The following is a 15,225-nucleotide window of genomic DNA, read 5'->3' on the forward strand; positions in this document are numbered from 1 at the left end:
CGGCGTCGATAGTGGGAGGTCTTGACTTCCGGCTCACGCGTCAGTGAGCGAGGCCCCCAGATTGGCCTGGCTGTCGTCTCAGCCGCGGAGAACGGGCCAGGTGGTTTCACCCTGACCCTGCGGTGACGCCTTCCGGGCGTGGTCGTCGAGCCGGGCGAACAAGTTCTTGTCCCGCCCGTTGAGCATCGTCAGCTGCGAGGGGTAGTGCTCCACGGCCTGGAATTTCCGGGCCCACACGTCCGACCCGACGGAGCCGAACTTGGGTGAGCCGAGCCGAAAACCCGCCGGCAGTTCCACCGAGCCCGGTTGAAATATCGCATAGGGCAGGTCTTCCCACAGCCGGATCGGCACATTCTTCTTGCGAGCGGCGAACAACGCGGCGTCGCGCGCGGCCGCCCGGTCGGGGTGGCCGCCGATGCCCGCGCACGTGACGATCAGTGTCGGGTCGCACTCGTCGATGACCGCCTCGATGTCGCCCTGGATCTCGGCCACGAGATCGTCCCGCTCACCGGCGTCCGGGCGGTTGTTCATCGCCAGTTTCTGGCCGCCTTCAACGTGATCGGCCAGCCAGCGGCCGTCCGCCGACTTGCGGTAGATGGCATCGAGGAACCGGCCGTGGTGGTGGGCCACACCGAGGTGGCCGAGGGCCGCGATGTCCTCTTTGCGGCGATGCAGCGACGCGTCCTCGTTCGGCGAAAGGCCCCAGACCGTGTGCATCCGTTCCGCGGCCGGCGAGTAAGGAGGTTCCGCCGTGCCGGCGAACACCGTGTAGACGGTCGCCTTCGCGCCGTCCCGCACCGCCTGAGCGAGACCGGCCCCGAAAGAGAGGACCGCGTCGTCCAAATGCGAGGATATCGCCAGGATCCGGATCGCACCGGGGTCGCGAAGCATAGGGATCAGTCTGGTGAAAGCGTTGCCCTGCTTCAACATCTGACGGTGGACACGGCGTCCCGTCAGAAAAGCGGGGACGCCCGAAGACGATCCGCAGATCGCCCGGGCGTCCCCGCTGATGAGGAAACCGTGTGGTTCACGCCGAAACGGACGGCCTTTCCCGGCTGACCGCGTCGAGCAGCAGTTGCGCGGCCACCGTCGCCCCGTCGGTGCGGATCGTGCCGGCCACTTCCGCCGCCCGCTCCCGGGTCTGCGGGGCCAGGACCGTGGCCAGCGCGGCCGACAGGGAGTCGAAAGTCGGGACCGGACCGTCGTGCGCCACACCGATTCCCAGCGCCGCCACCCGGCCGGCGTAGTACGGCTGGTCCGCGATCTGGGGCACCAGAATCTGCGGCACACCGGCTCGCGCGGCCACATGCGTGGTGCCCGCGCCGCCGTGGTGGACGACGGCGGCCACCCGGCCGAACAGCAACTGGTGGTTCACCTCGCCGATGGCCAGGCAGTCGTCCCGGTCGTCGATCAGGGCCAGATCGGCCCAGCCACGGGAAAGGATCACCCGGTGGCCCTGGGCCCGGACCGCCTCGATGGCAGCCTTGGCGGTGCCGGCGGGCGCGGGCAGGCTGCCGAAGCCCACGTACACCGGCGGTGGCCCGGCGGCCAGGAACGCCTCCAGCTCCGGGGAAAGCGGCCGCTCGTCGGGCCGGATCCACGCGCCGGTCTGCACCACGTCGAGGTCCGTCGGCTGCGCGGGGGCCAGGATCGGGTCCGCCGCCAGGATCGGGTGGTCGGTGTAGCCGTAGCCGAAAAGATTCTCCAGCGGTGGCAGACCGATCTCGGCCCGATGGCTGTTGAGCGGGCCACCGAACCGCCGGAAGGCGCTCTGGTTGTTGCGCTCCCACAGCGCCCGGTTGTCGGCCCCGGCCGGGGCGGGCGGCTCGCCCAGGGGCGGCGGCGGCGCGTAGTACGGCGACGGCAGGTAGATCGGGCAGTGGCACGCGTGGAAGTAAGGAATGCCAAGCTTCTCGGCCACCGACCGCACCGCCACCGCGGCGGCCAGCAGCCCGGTCGCCACCACCACGTCACAACCCTCGGCCGCCGGTGGGACCTGCTCGAACTGGATGGCGATCGCCTCGGCCGAGAGCCGGGCCCCGTCCTCGGGCGACGGCCGCTTGCCCTCGCTCACCGCGGCCCGGGCCGAGCGGCCGACCGGCGCGTGCGGCACGCCGAGCTCGGCCAGCCGCTCCGCGGAATCCGGCGACGCGCACATCCGCACCTCGGCGCCCAGCGCCTGCAACCGCACCGCCAGTGCTGCCAACGGTTCGACGTCGCCACGGCTGCCGGACGTCGACAACAACACGCGCATCAGGCTTGCCCCTGGCTGATCGAGTCGACCAGCATCTTCGCGGCCACCGTCGCCCCGTCGAGGCGGATCGAGTCGGCCGCGGCGGTCGCGCGCTCGCGGGTCTCCGGGGACAGCACGTTGTCCAGCGCGGCCGACACGGCCTCGAAGGTCGGGGTCGGGCCGTCCAGGGCCACGCCGATGCCCAGCTCGTCGACCCGGTCGGAGTAGTAGACCTGGCCGACGATCTTGCGGATCACGATCTGCGGAACGCCGGCCCGCGTGGCGATGTGCGTGGTGCCCGCGCCGTCGTGGTGGACGGCGGCGGCCACCCGGCCGAACAGCACCTGGAGGTTCACTTCGTCGACGGCGAAGCAGTCGTCCCGGTCGTCCGGCAGCACCAGATCGGCCCAGCCACGGGACATGACGACCCGGCGGCCCTTGGCCCGGACCGCCTCGATGGTCACCCGCGCGGCGTCAGCGGTGCCGGCCGAGCTGCCGAAGCCCACGTACACCGGCGGCGGGCCGGCGGCCAGGAACGCTTCCAGCTCCGGGGAAAGCGGCCGCTCGTCGGGCAGGATCCACGCGCCGGTCTGCACGGCCTCCAGGCCCGGACCCAGCGGGGCCAGGATCGGGTCCGCCGCCAGCCACGGCCGATCGGTGCAGCAGAAGTCGAAGATGTTGCGCACCGGCGGCAGGCCGATCGCGGCCCGGTGGCCGTTGAGGACATCGCCGAACAGGCCGTCGGCGCCCTGGTTGTAGAGGTCCCGCTGGGCCTGGTCGAGCGCCGACGGGAGGTGGATCGGGCAGAGAACGGCGTAGGAGTAGGGGATTCCCAGCTTCTCGGCCACCGACCGCACCGCCACCGCCCCGGAGAGCAGGCCGCCGGCCAGCACCGCGTCACAGCCTTCGGCGACCGCCGGAATCTGCTCGAACTGCTCGGCCATGCCGGCGGCCGCGAGTTCGGGGGCCCGTCCCTCGGCGCCGGGCGCGCGCTCCGGCCGGCTCACCGGAACCAGCGGCACACCGATCTCGGACAGCCGCACCGCGCTCTCCGGCGGCCCGCAGAACCGCACTTCCACGCCGAGTTCCTGCAACCGCATCGCCAGTGCCACATACGGTTCGACATCTCCGCGTGACCCACACGTCCACACCAACACGCGCATTTCGTATCCCTGTTCCGTAAGTCGTTGGCTACCAGGTGACCGGCAACTGGTCCGGGCAGTCGATGAACGCGCTGCGCAGCTTCACCTCGTCGATCGGCACCGCCAGGCGCAGGTCGGGGAAGCGCTGCCACAGGCTCAGATAGGCCAGCCGCAGCATGGTCCGCGCCACCGCCGCGCCGATGCAGTAGTGGATGCCGTGCCCGAAGCCGACATCCGAGACCGACTCCCGGTTCGCGTCGAGACGGTTGGGGTCGGGCGTCAGCGCGTCGTCCCGATTGGCCATCAGGATCGAGCACAGGACGTAGTCGCCCTCCTTGATCAGCTGTCCGCCGACGACCACGTCCCGCAGCGCCAGCCGGGGATTGGGCTGCTGCACGGGCGAGAGGTAGCGCAGCAGCTCGGCGATCACCCGGTCGGCCTTCTCTGGACCGTCCAGGAGCAGTTTGATCTGGTCGGGATTGTCCAGCAGGGCCAGCACGCCGAAGCCGATCATGCCGGCGACCGTTTCGACGCCGCCGAGGATCAGCGCCGTGCACAGGCCCTTCAGCTCGTCGTCGGTGATGTTGTCCCCGTGCTCCCGCACCAGCATGCCGAGGAATCCCTCGTCGGGGTTGCGGCGCTGCTGGGTGATGAGGTTGAGCAGGTACCGGTTGAACGCCGCGCTGTCGGCCGCCCTGGCCTTGAGCCCGCGGCTGGTGTCGGTGTTGCGCCGGATCCGCCGGATGAACTCGTTCCGGTCGTCACGCGGAATGCCCAGCAGCTCGCACAGGATGCCGCCGCCGATCGGGTCGGCGAACAGCCCCTGGACGTCCGCGCCCGGCCCCTCGGCCTCCAGCACGTCGAGGCGGTCGTCGATGAGGCTCTGGATCGCCGGTTCCATGCGGCGGATCCGGCGGGCCGTGAACTCCGGAGTGAGCATCCGCCGCAGGCGGGTGTGCTCGGGCGGGTCGTAGGTGGAGATCTGGCCGACGAACTGGGGCGACACGTGCGCCGGTTCGCCGGTCTTGGACTCCGACTCGGTCAGCCGCGGCCGCGTCGTGAAGTTCTCGTGGTCACCGAGGATCTTGCGCACGACGTCGTAGCCCAGCGCCTGCCAGACGTACTCGACCCCGAGTTGGACGGACGCGTCCCCGACCATGCGGACCAGCGGGCCGTGCGCCCGGAGCGTGAACATGTCCTCGTGCGGGTCGCACCGCGTCCGCAACATGTAGTTCGCCGTCGGCTCTAGGAGCGGCGCGATCTCATCGATGCCCTGAGTCATACCGACTGGAAACCCTTCACTGATGAGGAATTGCTACGCGGGGACGCCGGCGCCCGCGGCGAGGTGACGGCCGACCAGCGGCGGGAACTCCCGGACGGCACGGCCGAGTTCGGCGAGGTCGTCGGCGACGAGCGCCTGCGGGCCGTCGCACAAAGCCTGCTCCGGCGCGGGATGCACGTCGATGATCAGGCCGTCCGCGCCGACGGCCATCGCCGCGCGGGACAGCGGCAGCACCAGTTCGCGCCGGCCGCCCGAGTGCGACGGGTCCACGATCACCGGCAGGTGGGTCAGGCCCTGCGCCACCGGAACCGCCGAGATGTCAAGGGTGTTGCGGGTGGCCTTCTCGAACGTCCGGATGCCACGCTCGCACAGCACAATGTCCAGGTTGCCGCGCTGGGCGATGTACTCGGCGGCCATCAGCCACTCCTCGATGGTGGCGTTCATGCCGCGCTTGAGCATCACCGGCTTGCCGCAGCCACCGACTGCTTGCAGCAGCGCGAAGTTCTGCATGTTCCGGGTGCCGACCTGGAGCATGTCGGCGTACCGGGCCACGACCGGCACGTCGTTGGGGTCGACAACCTCGGTGACGATGGGCATGCCCGTCGTCTCCCGGACGTCGGCCAGGATGCGCAGGCCGTCCTCGCCGAGGCCTTGGAAGGCGTACGGCGAGGTCCGCGGCTTGTAGGCGCCGCCGCGCAACAGGGACGCGCCAGCCTGCTGCGCCATGCGCGCGGCAGCCAGGGTCTGCTGCGGCGTCTCGACCGCGCACGGCCCGGCGATCAGGGTCAGCGTGTCGGGGCCGATGGGCACGCCGGCGACGCTGACCACCGAGCGCGTCGGGTGGTTCTCCCGGCTGACCAGCTTGAACGGCACCGAGACCCGCAGCACCTCGGCCACTCCGGGCTTGCCGCGCAGGCCGAGCGTCTGGAACCGGTCGATGTCGCCGACCAGCCCGATGATCGTCCGGCTGACGCCCCGGCTGACGAACGCCTCGCCGCCGGCCGATTCCACGATCGAGACGATCGCCTCGACCTCGTCCGCCGAAGCCTCCGGCGCCATCACGATGACCATGTTTGTCTCCCCTGGAAAGCGAAAGCCCCCGGCGTGATCACCATGCGACCACCAGCTCGGTCAGTCCGTACGCCGGGGTGCTGAGGCGGTACTTGGTCTCCTGCTCGGGATCCGCGAGCCGCAGTCCCGGAAAGCGTTGCCACAGCGCGGTGAACGCCGTCCTCAGTTCGAGGCGGGCCAGCGCGGCGCCCAGGCAGTGGTGGATGCCGTGCCCGAACGCCACGTGCGGCGCGGGGTCACGGGTCACGTCAAGACGGTCGGCGTCCGGCAGCAGGGCCGGGTCGCGGTTGGCCATCGGGAGCGAGCAGAGCACGGTCTCCCCCTGCTTGATCAGCTGGTCCGCGACGGTGACGTCGGTCATGGCGGTTCGGGGAGTCGGCGCGTACGGGGGCGTGACGTACCGGATCAGCTCGTCGACCGCCCGCTCGACCGACTGGTCGTCGCCCCGCAGCGCGGCGATCTGGTCGGGTTTTCGCAGCAGCGCCAACACTCCCAGCCCGATCATGCCGGAGATGTTGTCGTCGCCAGCCAGCATCACCTGCACGCAGAAGCCCCGCAGCTCCTCGTCGGTGACGGTGTCGCCGTGCTCGGCGACGATCGACCCGAACAGCCCCTCGCCCGGGTCCTTGCGCTCCCGGGCGATCATGGCCAGCAGGTAGCGGGAGAACGCCTCGCCGGCGGCCGCCCGCCGCTTCTGGCTCAGCGACGGGTCTAGATGCCGGTGGCACAGCTGCATGAACATGGCGCGGTCGTCCCGGGGCACCCCGACCAGCTCGCACAACACGGCCCTGGGGACCACGTCGGCGAACAGCTCGATCAGATCGGCCGGGGAACCCTCGTCCGCCATGGCGTCCAGCCGCTCCGCCACGATCTCCTCGATGTACGGCTGCATGCGCCGCATCTTGCGCAGTGTGAACGCCGGCATCACCAGCTGCCGCAGCCTGGTGTGCTCAGGGACGTCGTAGTCCATCAGGTTGCCGACCAGCTCCTGCGGCCGGAAGATGCCCTTCCCGCCGACCTCGTCCTGGTCGTGCCAACGGCGGCGGGTGCTGAACTGCTTGTGGTCGCCGAGAACCTGCCGCACGACGGCGTGCCCGGCGGCCATCCACGTGGTCTCCGCGCCCGCGCCGGAGCCGATGGTCACCTTCGTCAGCGTGCCGGCGGCGCGCAGCTCGTCCGCCGGGTCCAAGCCCTGCCGGCGGATGTGCAGCGGCCGCGAGTCCTCACCACTCAATGGGGAGCTCCTCGAGGTTGAACGGGGCCGGCTTGCCCGCCACGAACCGCAGTTCCTCCTCCGGGACCGCCAGCCGCAGCGACGGGAACCGGTTGACCAGCGCCGGCAGCGCCACCCGCAGCTGGAGCCGGGCCAGCGGCGCGCCCACACAGAAGTGGATGCCGTGCCCGAAGGCCATGTGCGAGCGGCTGTTCTCCTTGGTGATGTCGAACTGGTCGCCCAGCGAGCGGTTGACCGCCAGCATCGAGCAGGTCAGCACGTCACCGGCCTGGATTTCCTGCCCGCCGATGGACATGTCCACCAGCGCGGTCCGGGGCGAAGGCGCTTCGACGATCGTGGCGTAGCGGAGCACTTCCTCGGTCGCGTTGTCCACCAGCTCCGGACGTTCACGCAGCAGCGCCGCCTGGGTCGGATGAGTCGCGAACAGCAGCACGGCCATGGCCAGCTGGGCGGCCATCTGCTCGACCGCCACGATCAGGATCGCTTCGGCCAGCCCGGAAAGCTCCTCGTCGGTGACCTTGTCCCCGTGCTCGCGGACGATGAAGCCGATCAGCTCGTCACCCGGGTCGCGGCGCTCACGGGCGGCCAGCCGCTCGCTGTAGTGCACGACGCCGAGGCTGGACTGGGCCCGCTGCTTGGGAATCCGGCTCTCCCGGCTGTCCCGGATCAGCCGCGACAGGTCGGCCCGGTCGTCCCGCGGCACGCCGAGGAACTCGCAGGCGATCAGCGCCGGGATGGGCCAGCCGGCGTATCGGACGAAGTCGATCGGCGAGCCCATGCTCTCCAGGTCGTCCAGGCCCTCCTCGATGGTCTCGACCACCCGGGGCCGCAGCCGCTCGATCCGCCGGACGCTGTAGGCCGGGGCCACCGTCCCGCGCAGCCGGGTGTGGTCGGGCGGGTCGTAGGCCTGCAGGATCCCCGGCAGGTGGGCCCGGTCGGCCTCGTCGTCGACCGGGCGCATCGAGCTGAACCGCTCGGCGTCGGCCAGGATCTCGCGGACCTCGTCGTACCCGGTGACCAACCACTGCCGGCGACCGTTCAGCCCGGTCTCGGTGTCGTACTTGTGCAGCGGCCCTTCCTTCGCCAGCGCGGCCAGCTCCGGCGCCGGATCGAGCCGGATCCGTTGGTGCGGCAGGGGAACAACCATGACTCTCCTCAGCTACCAGTCGAGCAGCAGGGCTTCCAGCGCGAACGGCGGCGGCCCGAACTTCAGCCTCCGGTCCGGCTCGGCCAGCCGCAGCGTGGGAAAACGTCGCGCCAGCGCCGGAATCGCCACCCGGAACACCATCTCGGCCAGCGGCCGGCCCAGGCAGTGGTGGATGCCGTGCCCGAACGCCACGTGCGCCGGCCGCTCCCGGGTGATGTCGAACTGGTCGGCCGGGCCCGGGAACTCCGCGCGGTTCGCGCCCAGCAGCGAGCACGTGACGGTGTCGCCGGCCTTGATGTGGCAGTCCCCGATGCGCATGTCCTCCAGCGCGATGCGCGGGTGGATCTTCTCATCGGTGGTCAGATACCGGCTCAGCTCGTCCAACCAGTCCGGGACGGCGTCCGGCTTCTCCCGCAGCAGCGCGAACTGCTCGGGGTTGTCGACCATCAGCAGCGCGCCGGCCGCGAGGAACCGGGCCACCTGGTCGCCGCCCGCGCCCATGATGAACGCCGCCACGCCGGCCAGTTCAGCGTCGGTGATGGCGTCGCCGTGCTCCTGCACCACCACGCCGAACAGGTCGTCGCCGGGATCCTGGCGGGTGCGGCTGACCGCCTTGTGCATGTAGGTCATGTACTTGTTGCCGGCCGCGTTGCGCTTCTTGTCGGTCCGCTCGGACCGGCTGGCGATCAGGCTGCGTGACAGGTCGGCCTGGTCGTCCCGGGCGATGCCCAGGAAGTCACAGGTGGTTGTGGTCGCGACCGCCCACCCGAAGTGCGGCACGAAGTCCAGCGGGCCGCCGATGTCCTCGATGTCGTCCAGCACGGCCGTGACGATCTGCTCGACCTGCGGCTGGAAACCCTGCATCCGCCGGATGGTGAACGCGGAGGTCACCATCCGGCGCAGGCGGGTGTGGTCCGGCGGGTCGTAGTGGGTGAGGAAACCGGGCCAGGCGAAGCCGGCCGCGGTCCCCCCGTAGATCAGCTTCGAGCTGAACTTGTCCGAGCTGAGAACCTGGCGGACCACGTCGTACCCGGTGGCCAGCCACGCGGTGCGGCCCTCGGGAGAATCCTCGATGCCCAGTATGGACAAGGGGCCCTCGGCCATCAGGGTGCGCAGCTGCGCCCCCGGATCGAACCGGTCCCTCCGGTGTATCTCCAGACCCCGGACAACGTTGATCTCCTCGAACACTGCGCGGATCCTTTCGCCTCACCCAGCCGGGGCAAGCGGAAACGGTTGGTTCAGACCGGTTGGACGAGCCGCCGGGCTCGTCCAACCGTCCGCATTGAGCGGCTGGACACCCTCGATCAGGCGCCGACTTCCTGGATGAGGCTCTTGGGACGGAGGTCCGTCCAGTTCTCCTCGACGTAGGCCAGGCACTCCTGGCGGGTGGCCTCGCCGTGCACCCGGGTCCAGCCGGCCGGCACCTCGGCGAAGGTCGGCCAGAGGGAGTGCTGGCCCTCGTCGTTGACGAGCACGAAGAAGGAGCCGTCCTCGTTGTCGAACGGGTTGCTCATCGCTCTAGTCCTCTCAGGCGCCCGGCCGGGGCCGGAGCTTCTCGGCGACGACGGCCCCGATCTGGGCCAGCGCCGCGGGTTGCACCATGTCGTAGTGATTGGTCTCGATCACGTGGGAGTCGACGGTCCCGCTGACGAAGTCCTTCCAGGTGGCGATCGCCGCGTCCACCGGCAGGTGCTCCGGCCGCTCCCGCGCGGCGACGAACAACAGGATGTCGCCGGCCGAAGGCGAAGCGGTGTGCGTCGGCCCGACCTTCCAGAGGTTGCGCATCACGGCTTCCAGACGCTCGCGCGCGCCCGGCCCCTGGACCATTCCCCCAGCCAGTTCCAGTTCCTGCTGCTTGCGCTGCTCCAGCGCGCTCTCGTCCCGCGCCGCCTCTTCGGTCACCGTGCCGGTCGCGTTCTTGCCCATGTAGACCGGATAGGCGTCGAGCAGGGCGAGCAGGCCGACCTGTTCCCCCTCCGCCTCAAGCATCGCGGCCATCGCCTGAGCGATCCTGCCGCCCAGGGACCAACCAAGGAAGTGATAGGGCCCGGACGGCTGGACGGTGCGGATCTGCCGGAGGTAGTCGGCGGCCATCTCCTCGACGCTGCCGGGCAGCGGTTCGGTGCGGGCCAGGCCACGCGCCTGCACGCCGTAGACCGGCTGGTTGGCCGGCAGATGCGGCAGCAGGGCGCCGTAGTTCCAGCTCAGGCCGCCGCTGGCGTGCACACAGAACAGCGGCGGACGGTCACCGCCGACACGCAGCGGCATCAGGATCTCGTAGTCACCCGTGCTGACCTTCACCGAAGCGCTGGACTGCCGCCGTTCGCCCACCACGACCAGGGTCTTGGCCGGAGACTTGCGGGCCAGTAGACCGGTGTTCAGCATCCGGTGTCCAGGCGTGCCGAATGGACAGTCCACACTGGACTTATCGGCGTCCACGGCCGGACCGGTGACGTAGAGATCGCCGACCGCTCCGGGAGCAACCGGCCGGAGCTGGTCGTCGAGCAGGAGCGCGCCGAGCGGGCCCTGCTCGGCGAGACCGGCGACCACTGCCGGCACGGCCCCGGACCACCGGGCCGGCGCGATGGCCGGCCGGTCGCGCTCGACGTCGTCCAGGAAGATGTTCAGGTCGCTGATCCGCCGCTGCGGATCCTCTGCCACCTGCTCCAGGACTCGCACCAGCCTCCGGGCCACCGACTCGGCCGTGGCCTCGTCGAACAGATCGGTGGCGTAGCGGAGAGTTCCCTCGATGCCGTCCTCGTTCTCTTCCTCGTCACGCAGCTCGGCCAGCTTGAACGCGAGGTCCAACTCCATGGCCTCGACCCCACCGGGCACGACGGTGGTGCGCAGGGCCGGCAGTTCGGCGGCGTCCCACGCGCCGATGTCCTCCTCGTTGACCTCCAGCGCCACCTGGAAAACCGGGTGCAGGGCCAGCGAGGCCGGCAGGTCCAGCAGGTCGGCGATCCGCTCGAACGGCAGGTCCAGGTGCTGGCGCGCGGCCCGCACCGCCTCCTGCACGCGGGTGACGACCTCCAGGAACGTCGGGTCGCCCGAGAGGTCCGTGCGCAGCGCGAACGGCCGGGCGAACGGTCCGACCATCGGCTCCAGGTCGATCAGGTCCTCGTCGCGCGGCAGGCTCGTGCCGATCACCAGGTCGTGGCCGGCGCCGAACTTGGCCAGCAGCATGACAAGCGCGGCGTGCACCAACTGGAGCGCGTCCGCGCCGGCCGCGTCCACCGCTGCCCGCAGCCGGGCGTGCGGGCCGGCCTCCAGCCGCACCGGGACCGTGCCGGCCCGCCGCGACGGGACGGCCGACCGCGGGCGGTCGAACGGGAGCACCGTCTCCCCTTCGATGCCGGCCAGGTGGTCCCGCCAGAAGACGACCTGCTCGTTGATCAGGCTGCCCGGCTCCTGCTCGTCCGCCAGCAGCCGCTGCTCCCAGATCGCGTAGTCGGCGAACTGGAGGGCCAGCGGCGCACGTTCCGGGACCCGGCCGTCACGGCGAGCACCGTACGCGGCCGCCAGGTCACGGAAGAACACGTCGATCGAGTCGTCGTCGGCGAGGATGCGGTGCGCCTTCAGGTGCAGCACGTGTTCCTTCTCCGACAAGCGGAACAGGTCGCAGCGCCACGGCACGTCCCGCGTGAGCACGAAGTTCTTCGCGCGCCGCTTGGCCAGCACGTCGGCCAGGTCTTCCTCGGTGACCGGCATCGGGGTCAGTTCCGGCGTCAGCTCGGGGTAGATGTGCTGGTGCACGGTCTGCGCGTCGCCCGGGAAGGTGGTGCGCAGGATCTCGTGCCGGGTCGCGACGTCGCCGAGCGCCGCCGACAGCGCCGGCACGTCCAGCCGGCCGCGCAGCCGCAGCGCCAGCGAGACGTGCAGACCGGCGATCTCGTCCCCGGAACCGGCCAGCAGCCAGTTGTGCAGCTGCCGTGCGGTGAGGGGCAGCTGCTCCGGCCGCTTCACGGCTTCCAGCGCGGGGCGGGACTTCGCGGCCAGCGCCCGGGCCACACCCGCCGGCGTCGGCGAGGAGAACAGTTGCCGGATGGGCAGATCCGCGCCCAGTTCCTCGCGGATCCGCGCGATGAGCCGCATGGCCAGGGCCGAACTGCCGCCCAGGTCATGGAAAGCGTCGTCCACGCCCACCTGCTCGACGCCCAGGATCTCCCCGAACAGCGAGCACAGGACCTTCTCGGTCTCGCTCTCCGGCGCCTTCTCCGACGCGCGCTCGGCCAGATCCGGGGCGGGCAGGGCCCGGCGGTCGACCTTGCCGTTGGGGGTGACCGGCAGGCCAGGCAGGGCCACGACAACCATCGGCACCATGTATCCGGGCAGGACCAGCGCCAGCTGCCGCTTGATCTCCGCCGGCCCCGCGTCGCTGCCGTCGGAGACGAAGTAGCCGACCAGGCGCTTCTCGCCCGGCTGGTCCTCCCGTGCCACCACAACGGCTTCGACCACGCCGGGCTGGGCCGCCAGCGCGGCCTCCACCTCGCCCAACTCCACGCGGTAGCCCCGAATCTTCACCTGGTCGTCGGCCCGGCCGAGGAAAACCACTTCCCCGTCACGGTTCCAGCGGGCCAGGTCGCCGGTGCGGTACATGCGCCCGCCTGGCCCAAGGGAGTCGGTACGGAACGGGCAGGCCACGAACCGCCCGGCCGTCACGTCCGGGCTGTCGAGATAGCCGCGGGCCAGCCCGGTGCCGGCGATGTAGAGCTCGCCGACCACGCCCGGCGCGACCGGGCGCAGGAAGGCGTCGAGGATGTAGATCTGGCGGTTGGTCATGGGACGGCCGATCGGCAGTTCCCGCCCGACCGTCTCACCGGGCTCGATCGGCTTCCACGTCGCGCACAGGGTGGTCTCGGTCGGCCCATAGGTGTTGCGCACCCGCAGTCCGGGCTGGGCCCGCCGCAGGTTTTCCACCGACTGCGCGGGAACGACGTCGCCGCCGGTGCCGACCTCGACCAGACCCGCGAAGCATTCCGGCGAAGTCTCGGCCAGGGCCCGGAAAGTGCCGGCGGTGAGGTGCACGAAGGTCGTGCCCCGCTCGACGGCCTGCCGAAGCCCGGCCGCGTCCAGCACGCCCGGCTCGGTGAGCAGGACCCGGGCGCCGGCGGTGAGCGGCGTCCACATCGCGTAGAGCGAGGGGTCGAAGACGTGCGTCGCGTGCATCAGAACGCCGTCACCCGGACCGATCTGCCAGCCCTCGTCGCCAGCCAGACCGGCAACAGCCCCATGGGGAATGCCGACGCCCTTGGGGAGACCGGTGGACCCCGACGTGTACATCACGTACGCCAAGTCGTTGGCCGACAACGTGATCTCCGGCGCGGTGGCCGCCTCGGCGGCGACAGCCGCACGCGTCTGCGGGGCGTCGAGGACGATCCCGTGCTCTGGCGCGACCCCGCTGGTGGCCTCGGTGCACAGGACGACCGAGACCTTGGCGTCGTCGAAGATGAACGCGATCCGCTCGGCCGGGTACTCGACGTCCACCGGGACGTAGGCGGCGCCGGCCTTCCAGATGGCCAGGAACGCGATCAGCAGGTCCGGCGACCGGTCCATGGCCACCCCGACGCGGTCGCCGCGACCGACGCCACGACCGGCGAGGTAGTGAGCCAACCGGTTCGACGCCTGGTCGACCTCGGCGTAGGTCAAGTTCGCGCCGACGGCGTCGGTGATCGCCACCGCCTCCGGCGCCGCGGCGACCCGCCGCCCGAACAGCTCGACCACGGAATCACCGGGAACCGGGCCCGCAGTGGCGTTCCACTCATCGATCACCAGGGCACGCTCGGCCTCGCTCAGCAGCGTCAGCCGGCCGACCAGAACCTCGGGCTCGGTGACCAAACGCTCCAGCACGCGGGCCATCGCGCCCACGACCGACTCCGCAACCGACTGGTCGAACAAGCCACGGTCGTAGTCGAGGATGAGCGGCATCTGCTCGCCGGGACCGGTGACCAGGGTGAACGGGTAGTGCGACGAGTTACGCCCACGCTTCACCGGGCGCAAGGTCAGGCCGTCGTGCGCCTGGCCAAGCCCCTTGCGCGGGAAGTTCTCGTAGATGACCAGCGTGTCAAAGACCGCCCCGGGACCCACGACCGACTGCACGTCCTGGAGACCGAGATGCTGGTGGGCCATGAGGGCCGACTGGTCGCGCTGAAGCTGGGCGAACAGCTCCATGGCCCGACGCCCGCCGTCCAGGCGGACCCGCACCGGCAGGGTGTTGAGCAACTGGCCGACCATCGACTCCACGCCGGCCAACTCGGCCGGCCGCCCCGAGGCGGTCGCGCCGAACACCACGTCGGACCGGCCGGCCAGCTGCGACAGCACGACCGCCCACGCGCCCTGCACAAGGGTGTTCAGCGTGAGGTCATGGCCACGGGCCAGCCGGGCCAGGCCGTCGGTCAGCTCCGTGGACAGCTCGACCACCACGGTGTCGATGTCCGGCACCCGGGTCGGGTCGGACGGCGCAACCGTGGTCGGCGTGTCCAGCCCAGCCAGCTCATCGCGCCAGGCCGACCGGGCCACTTCCTTGTCCTGCTTGCCAAGCCAGGCCAGATAGTCCCGATAGGACACAGTGGGCGGCAGCCCGGAGGCGTCGCCGCCGGCGGCGTAGATCGCCGCCAACTCGCGGTGGATGATCGGCATCGACCAGCCGTCAGTCAGCACGTGGTGCAGCGTGTGCACCAGCCGGTGGCTCTCCGGGCCGACCCGGACCAAGTGCAGCTTCATCAGCGGCGCTGCCTCGATGCGCAGCCCCTCGGCCAGCTCCTCGGCCGCCACCCGGTCCACCTCGGCGTCGGCGACGTCATCGGCCAGCCCGGACAGATCCGTTTCACGCCAAGGGATCTCGGCGTCCCGGGCGATGACCTGCACCATCCGAGCACCGCTCACATAGCGGAAGCAGGCCCGCAGCGCGGCATGCCGGTCCACCAGCGCCTGCCACGACGCCCGCAGGACCGCGGCGTCCAGCGGCCCGTCGATGCCGTAGACGGTCTGCACGGTGTACGCGCCGTCCTGGTCGAGGGCGGTGTGGTAGAGCATTCCCTCTTGCAGCGGCGAAAGCGGCCAGACGTCTTCCACGCTGGAGCGCGGCTTCGCCCGAGTGTCGTCAACGGTCACGAT

The 15,225-nt window shown here is 70.8% G+C and carries 10 protein-coding genes; all 10 read right to left on the reverse strand.

Going from position 1 to position 15,225, the window contains the following annotated elements; translation table 11 throughout:
- Positions 1-78: 78 nt before the first annotated feature.
- The 10 genes from JJ691_RS35200 to JJ691_RS35245 all read right to left on the reverse strand — a co-directional run bounded on the left by JJ691_RS35200 (position 79) and on the right by JJ691_RS35245 (position 15,222).
- A complete protein-coding gene (locus JJ691_RS35200; RefSeq protein WP_211763869.1) occupies positions 79-891 on the reverse strand; it encodes a PIG-L deacetylase family protein in 813 nt (270 codons plus the stop codon).
- Positions 892-1,027: 136 nt separating this feature from the next.
- The gene (locus tag JJ691_RS35205; protein ID WP_211763870.1) at positions 1,028-2,254 is read right to left on the reverse strand and encodes a glycosyltransferase; all 1,227 of its coding nucleotides are present in this window, start codon (positions 2,252-2,254) and stop codon (positions 1,028-1,030) included.
- Positions 2,254-3,396, reverse strand: coding sequence for a glycosyltransferase (locus JJ691_RS35210; protein ID WP_211763871.1), 1,143 nt, complete (start codon positions 3,394-3,396; stop codon positions 2,254-2,256). The genes JJ691_RS35205 and JJ691_RS35210 overlap by 1 nt, the downstream gene beginning before the upstream one ends.
- A gap of 28 nt (positions 3,397-3,424) precedes the next feature.
- A complete protein-coding gene (locus JJ691_RS35215; protein WP_211763872.1) occupies positions 3,425-4,657 on the reverse strand; it encodes a cytochrome P450 in 1,233 nt (410 codons plus the stop codon).
- A gap of 33 nt (positions 4,658-4,690) precedes the next feature.
- On the reverse strand, positions 4,691-5,728 hold the full coding sequence (gene aroF, locus JJ691_RS35220) for a 3-deoxy-7-phosphoheptulonate synthase (RefSeq protein ID WP_211763873.1): 1,038 nt from the start codon (positions 5,726-5,728) through the stop codon (positions 4,691-4,693).
- 37 nt (positions 5,729-5,765) lie between these two features.
- A complete protein-coding gene (locus JJ691_RS35225; protein ID WP_211763874.1) occupies positions 5,766-6,962 on the reverse strand; it encodes a cytochrome P450 in 1,197 nt (398 codons plus the stop codon).
- On the reverse strand, positions 6,952-8,109 hold the full coding sequence (locus tag JJ691_RS35230) for a cytochrome P450 (protein WP_211763875.1): 1,158 nt from the start codon (positions 8,107-8,109) through the stop codon (positions 6,952-6,954). The genes JJ691_RS35225 and JJ691_RS35230 overlap by 11 nt, the downstream gene beginning before the upstream one ends.
- A gap of 12 nt (positions 8,110-8,121) precedes the next feature.
- Complete coding sequence (locus JJ691_RS35235) at positions 8,122-9,297, reverse strand: cytochrome P450 (protein ID WP_211763876.1); 1,176 nt, start codon at positions 9,295-9,297, stop codon at positions 8,122-8,124.
- Between the two features lie 116 nt (positions 9,298-9,413).
- Entirely contained in the window at positions 9,414-9,623 is a 210-nt protein-coding gene (locus JJ691_RS35240) for an MbtH family protein (RefSeq protein ID WP_211763877.1), read from the reverse strand.
- A 13-nt stretch (positions 9,624-9,636) separates the two neighbouring features.
- Positions 9,637-15,222, reverse strand: a complete 5,586-nt coding sequence (locus JJ691_RS35245; RefSeq protein WP_211763878.1) for a non-ribosomal peptide synthetase — start codon at positions 15,220-15,222, stop codon at positions 9,637-9,639.
- Between the last annotated feature and the right edge of the window lie 3 nt (positions 15,223-15,225).

It is taken from the genome of Kutzneria sp. CA-103260 (assembly GCF_018263855.1).
GTDB lineage: Bacteria > Actinomycetota > Actinomycetes > Mycobacteriales > Pseudonocardiaceae > Kutzneria.

Coding starts and splice junctions, on each gene's coding strand:
- JJ691_RS35200 (WP_211763869.1), bottom strand. CDS start 891: ATGCTTCGCGACCCCGGTGCGATCCGGATCCTGGCGATATCCTCGCAT.
- JJ691_RS35205 (WP_211763870.1), bottom strand. CDS start 2,254: ATGCGCGTGTTGTTGTCGACGTCCGGCAGCCGTGGCGACGTCGAACCG.
- JJ691_RS35210 (WP_211763871.1), bottom strand. CDS start 3,396: ATGCGCGTGTTGGTGTGGACGTGTGGGTCACGCGGAGATGTCGAACCG.
- JJ691_RS35215 (WP_211763872.1), bottom strand. CDS start 4,657: ATGACTCAGGGCATCGATGAGATCGCGCCGCTCCTAGAGCCGACGGCG.
- aroF (WP_211763873.1), bottom strand. CDS start 5,728: ATGGTCATCGTGATGGCGCCGGAGGCTTCGGCGGACGAGGTCGAGGCG.
- JJ691_RS35230 (WP_211763875.1), bottom strand. CDS start 8,109: ATGGTTGTTCCCCTGCCGCACCAACGGATCCGGCTCGATCCGGCGCCG.
- JJ691_RS35240 (WP_211763877.1), bottom strand. CDS start 9,623: ATGAGCAACCCGTTCGACAACGAGGACGGCTCCTTCTTCGTGCTCGTC.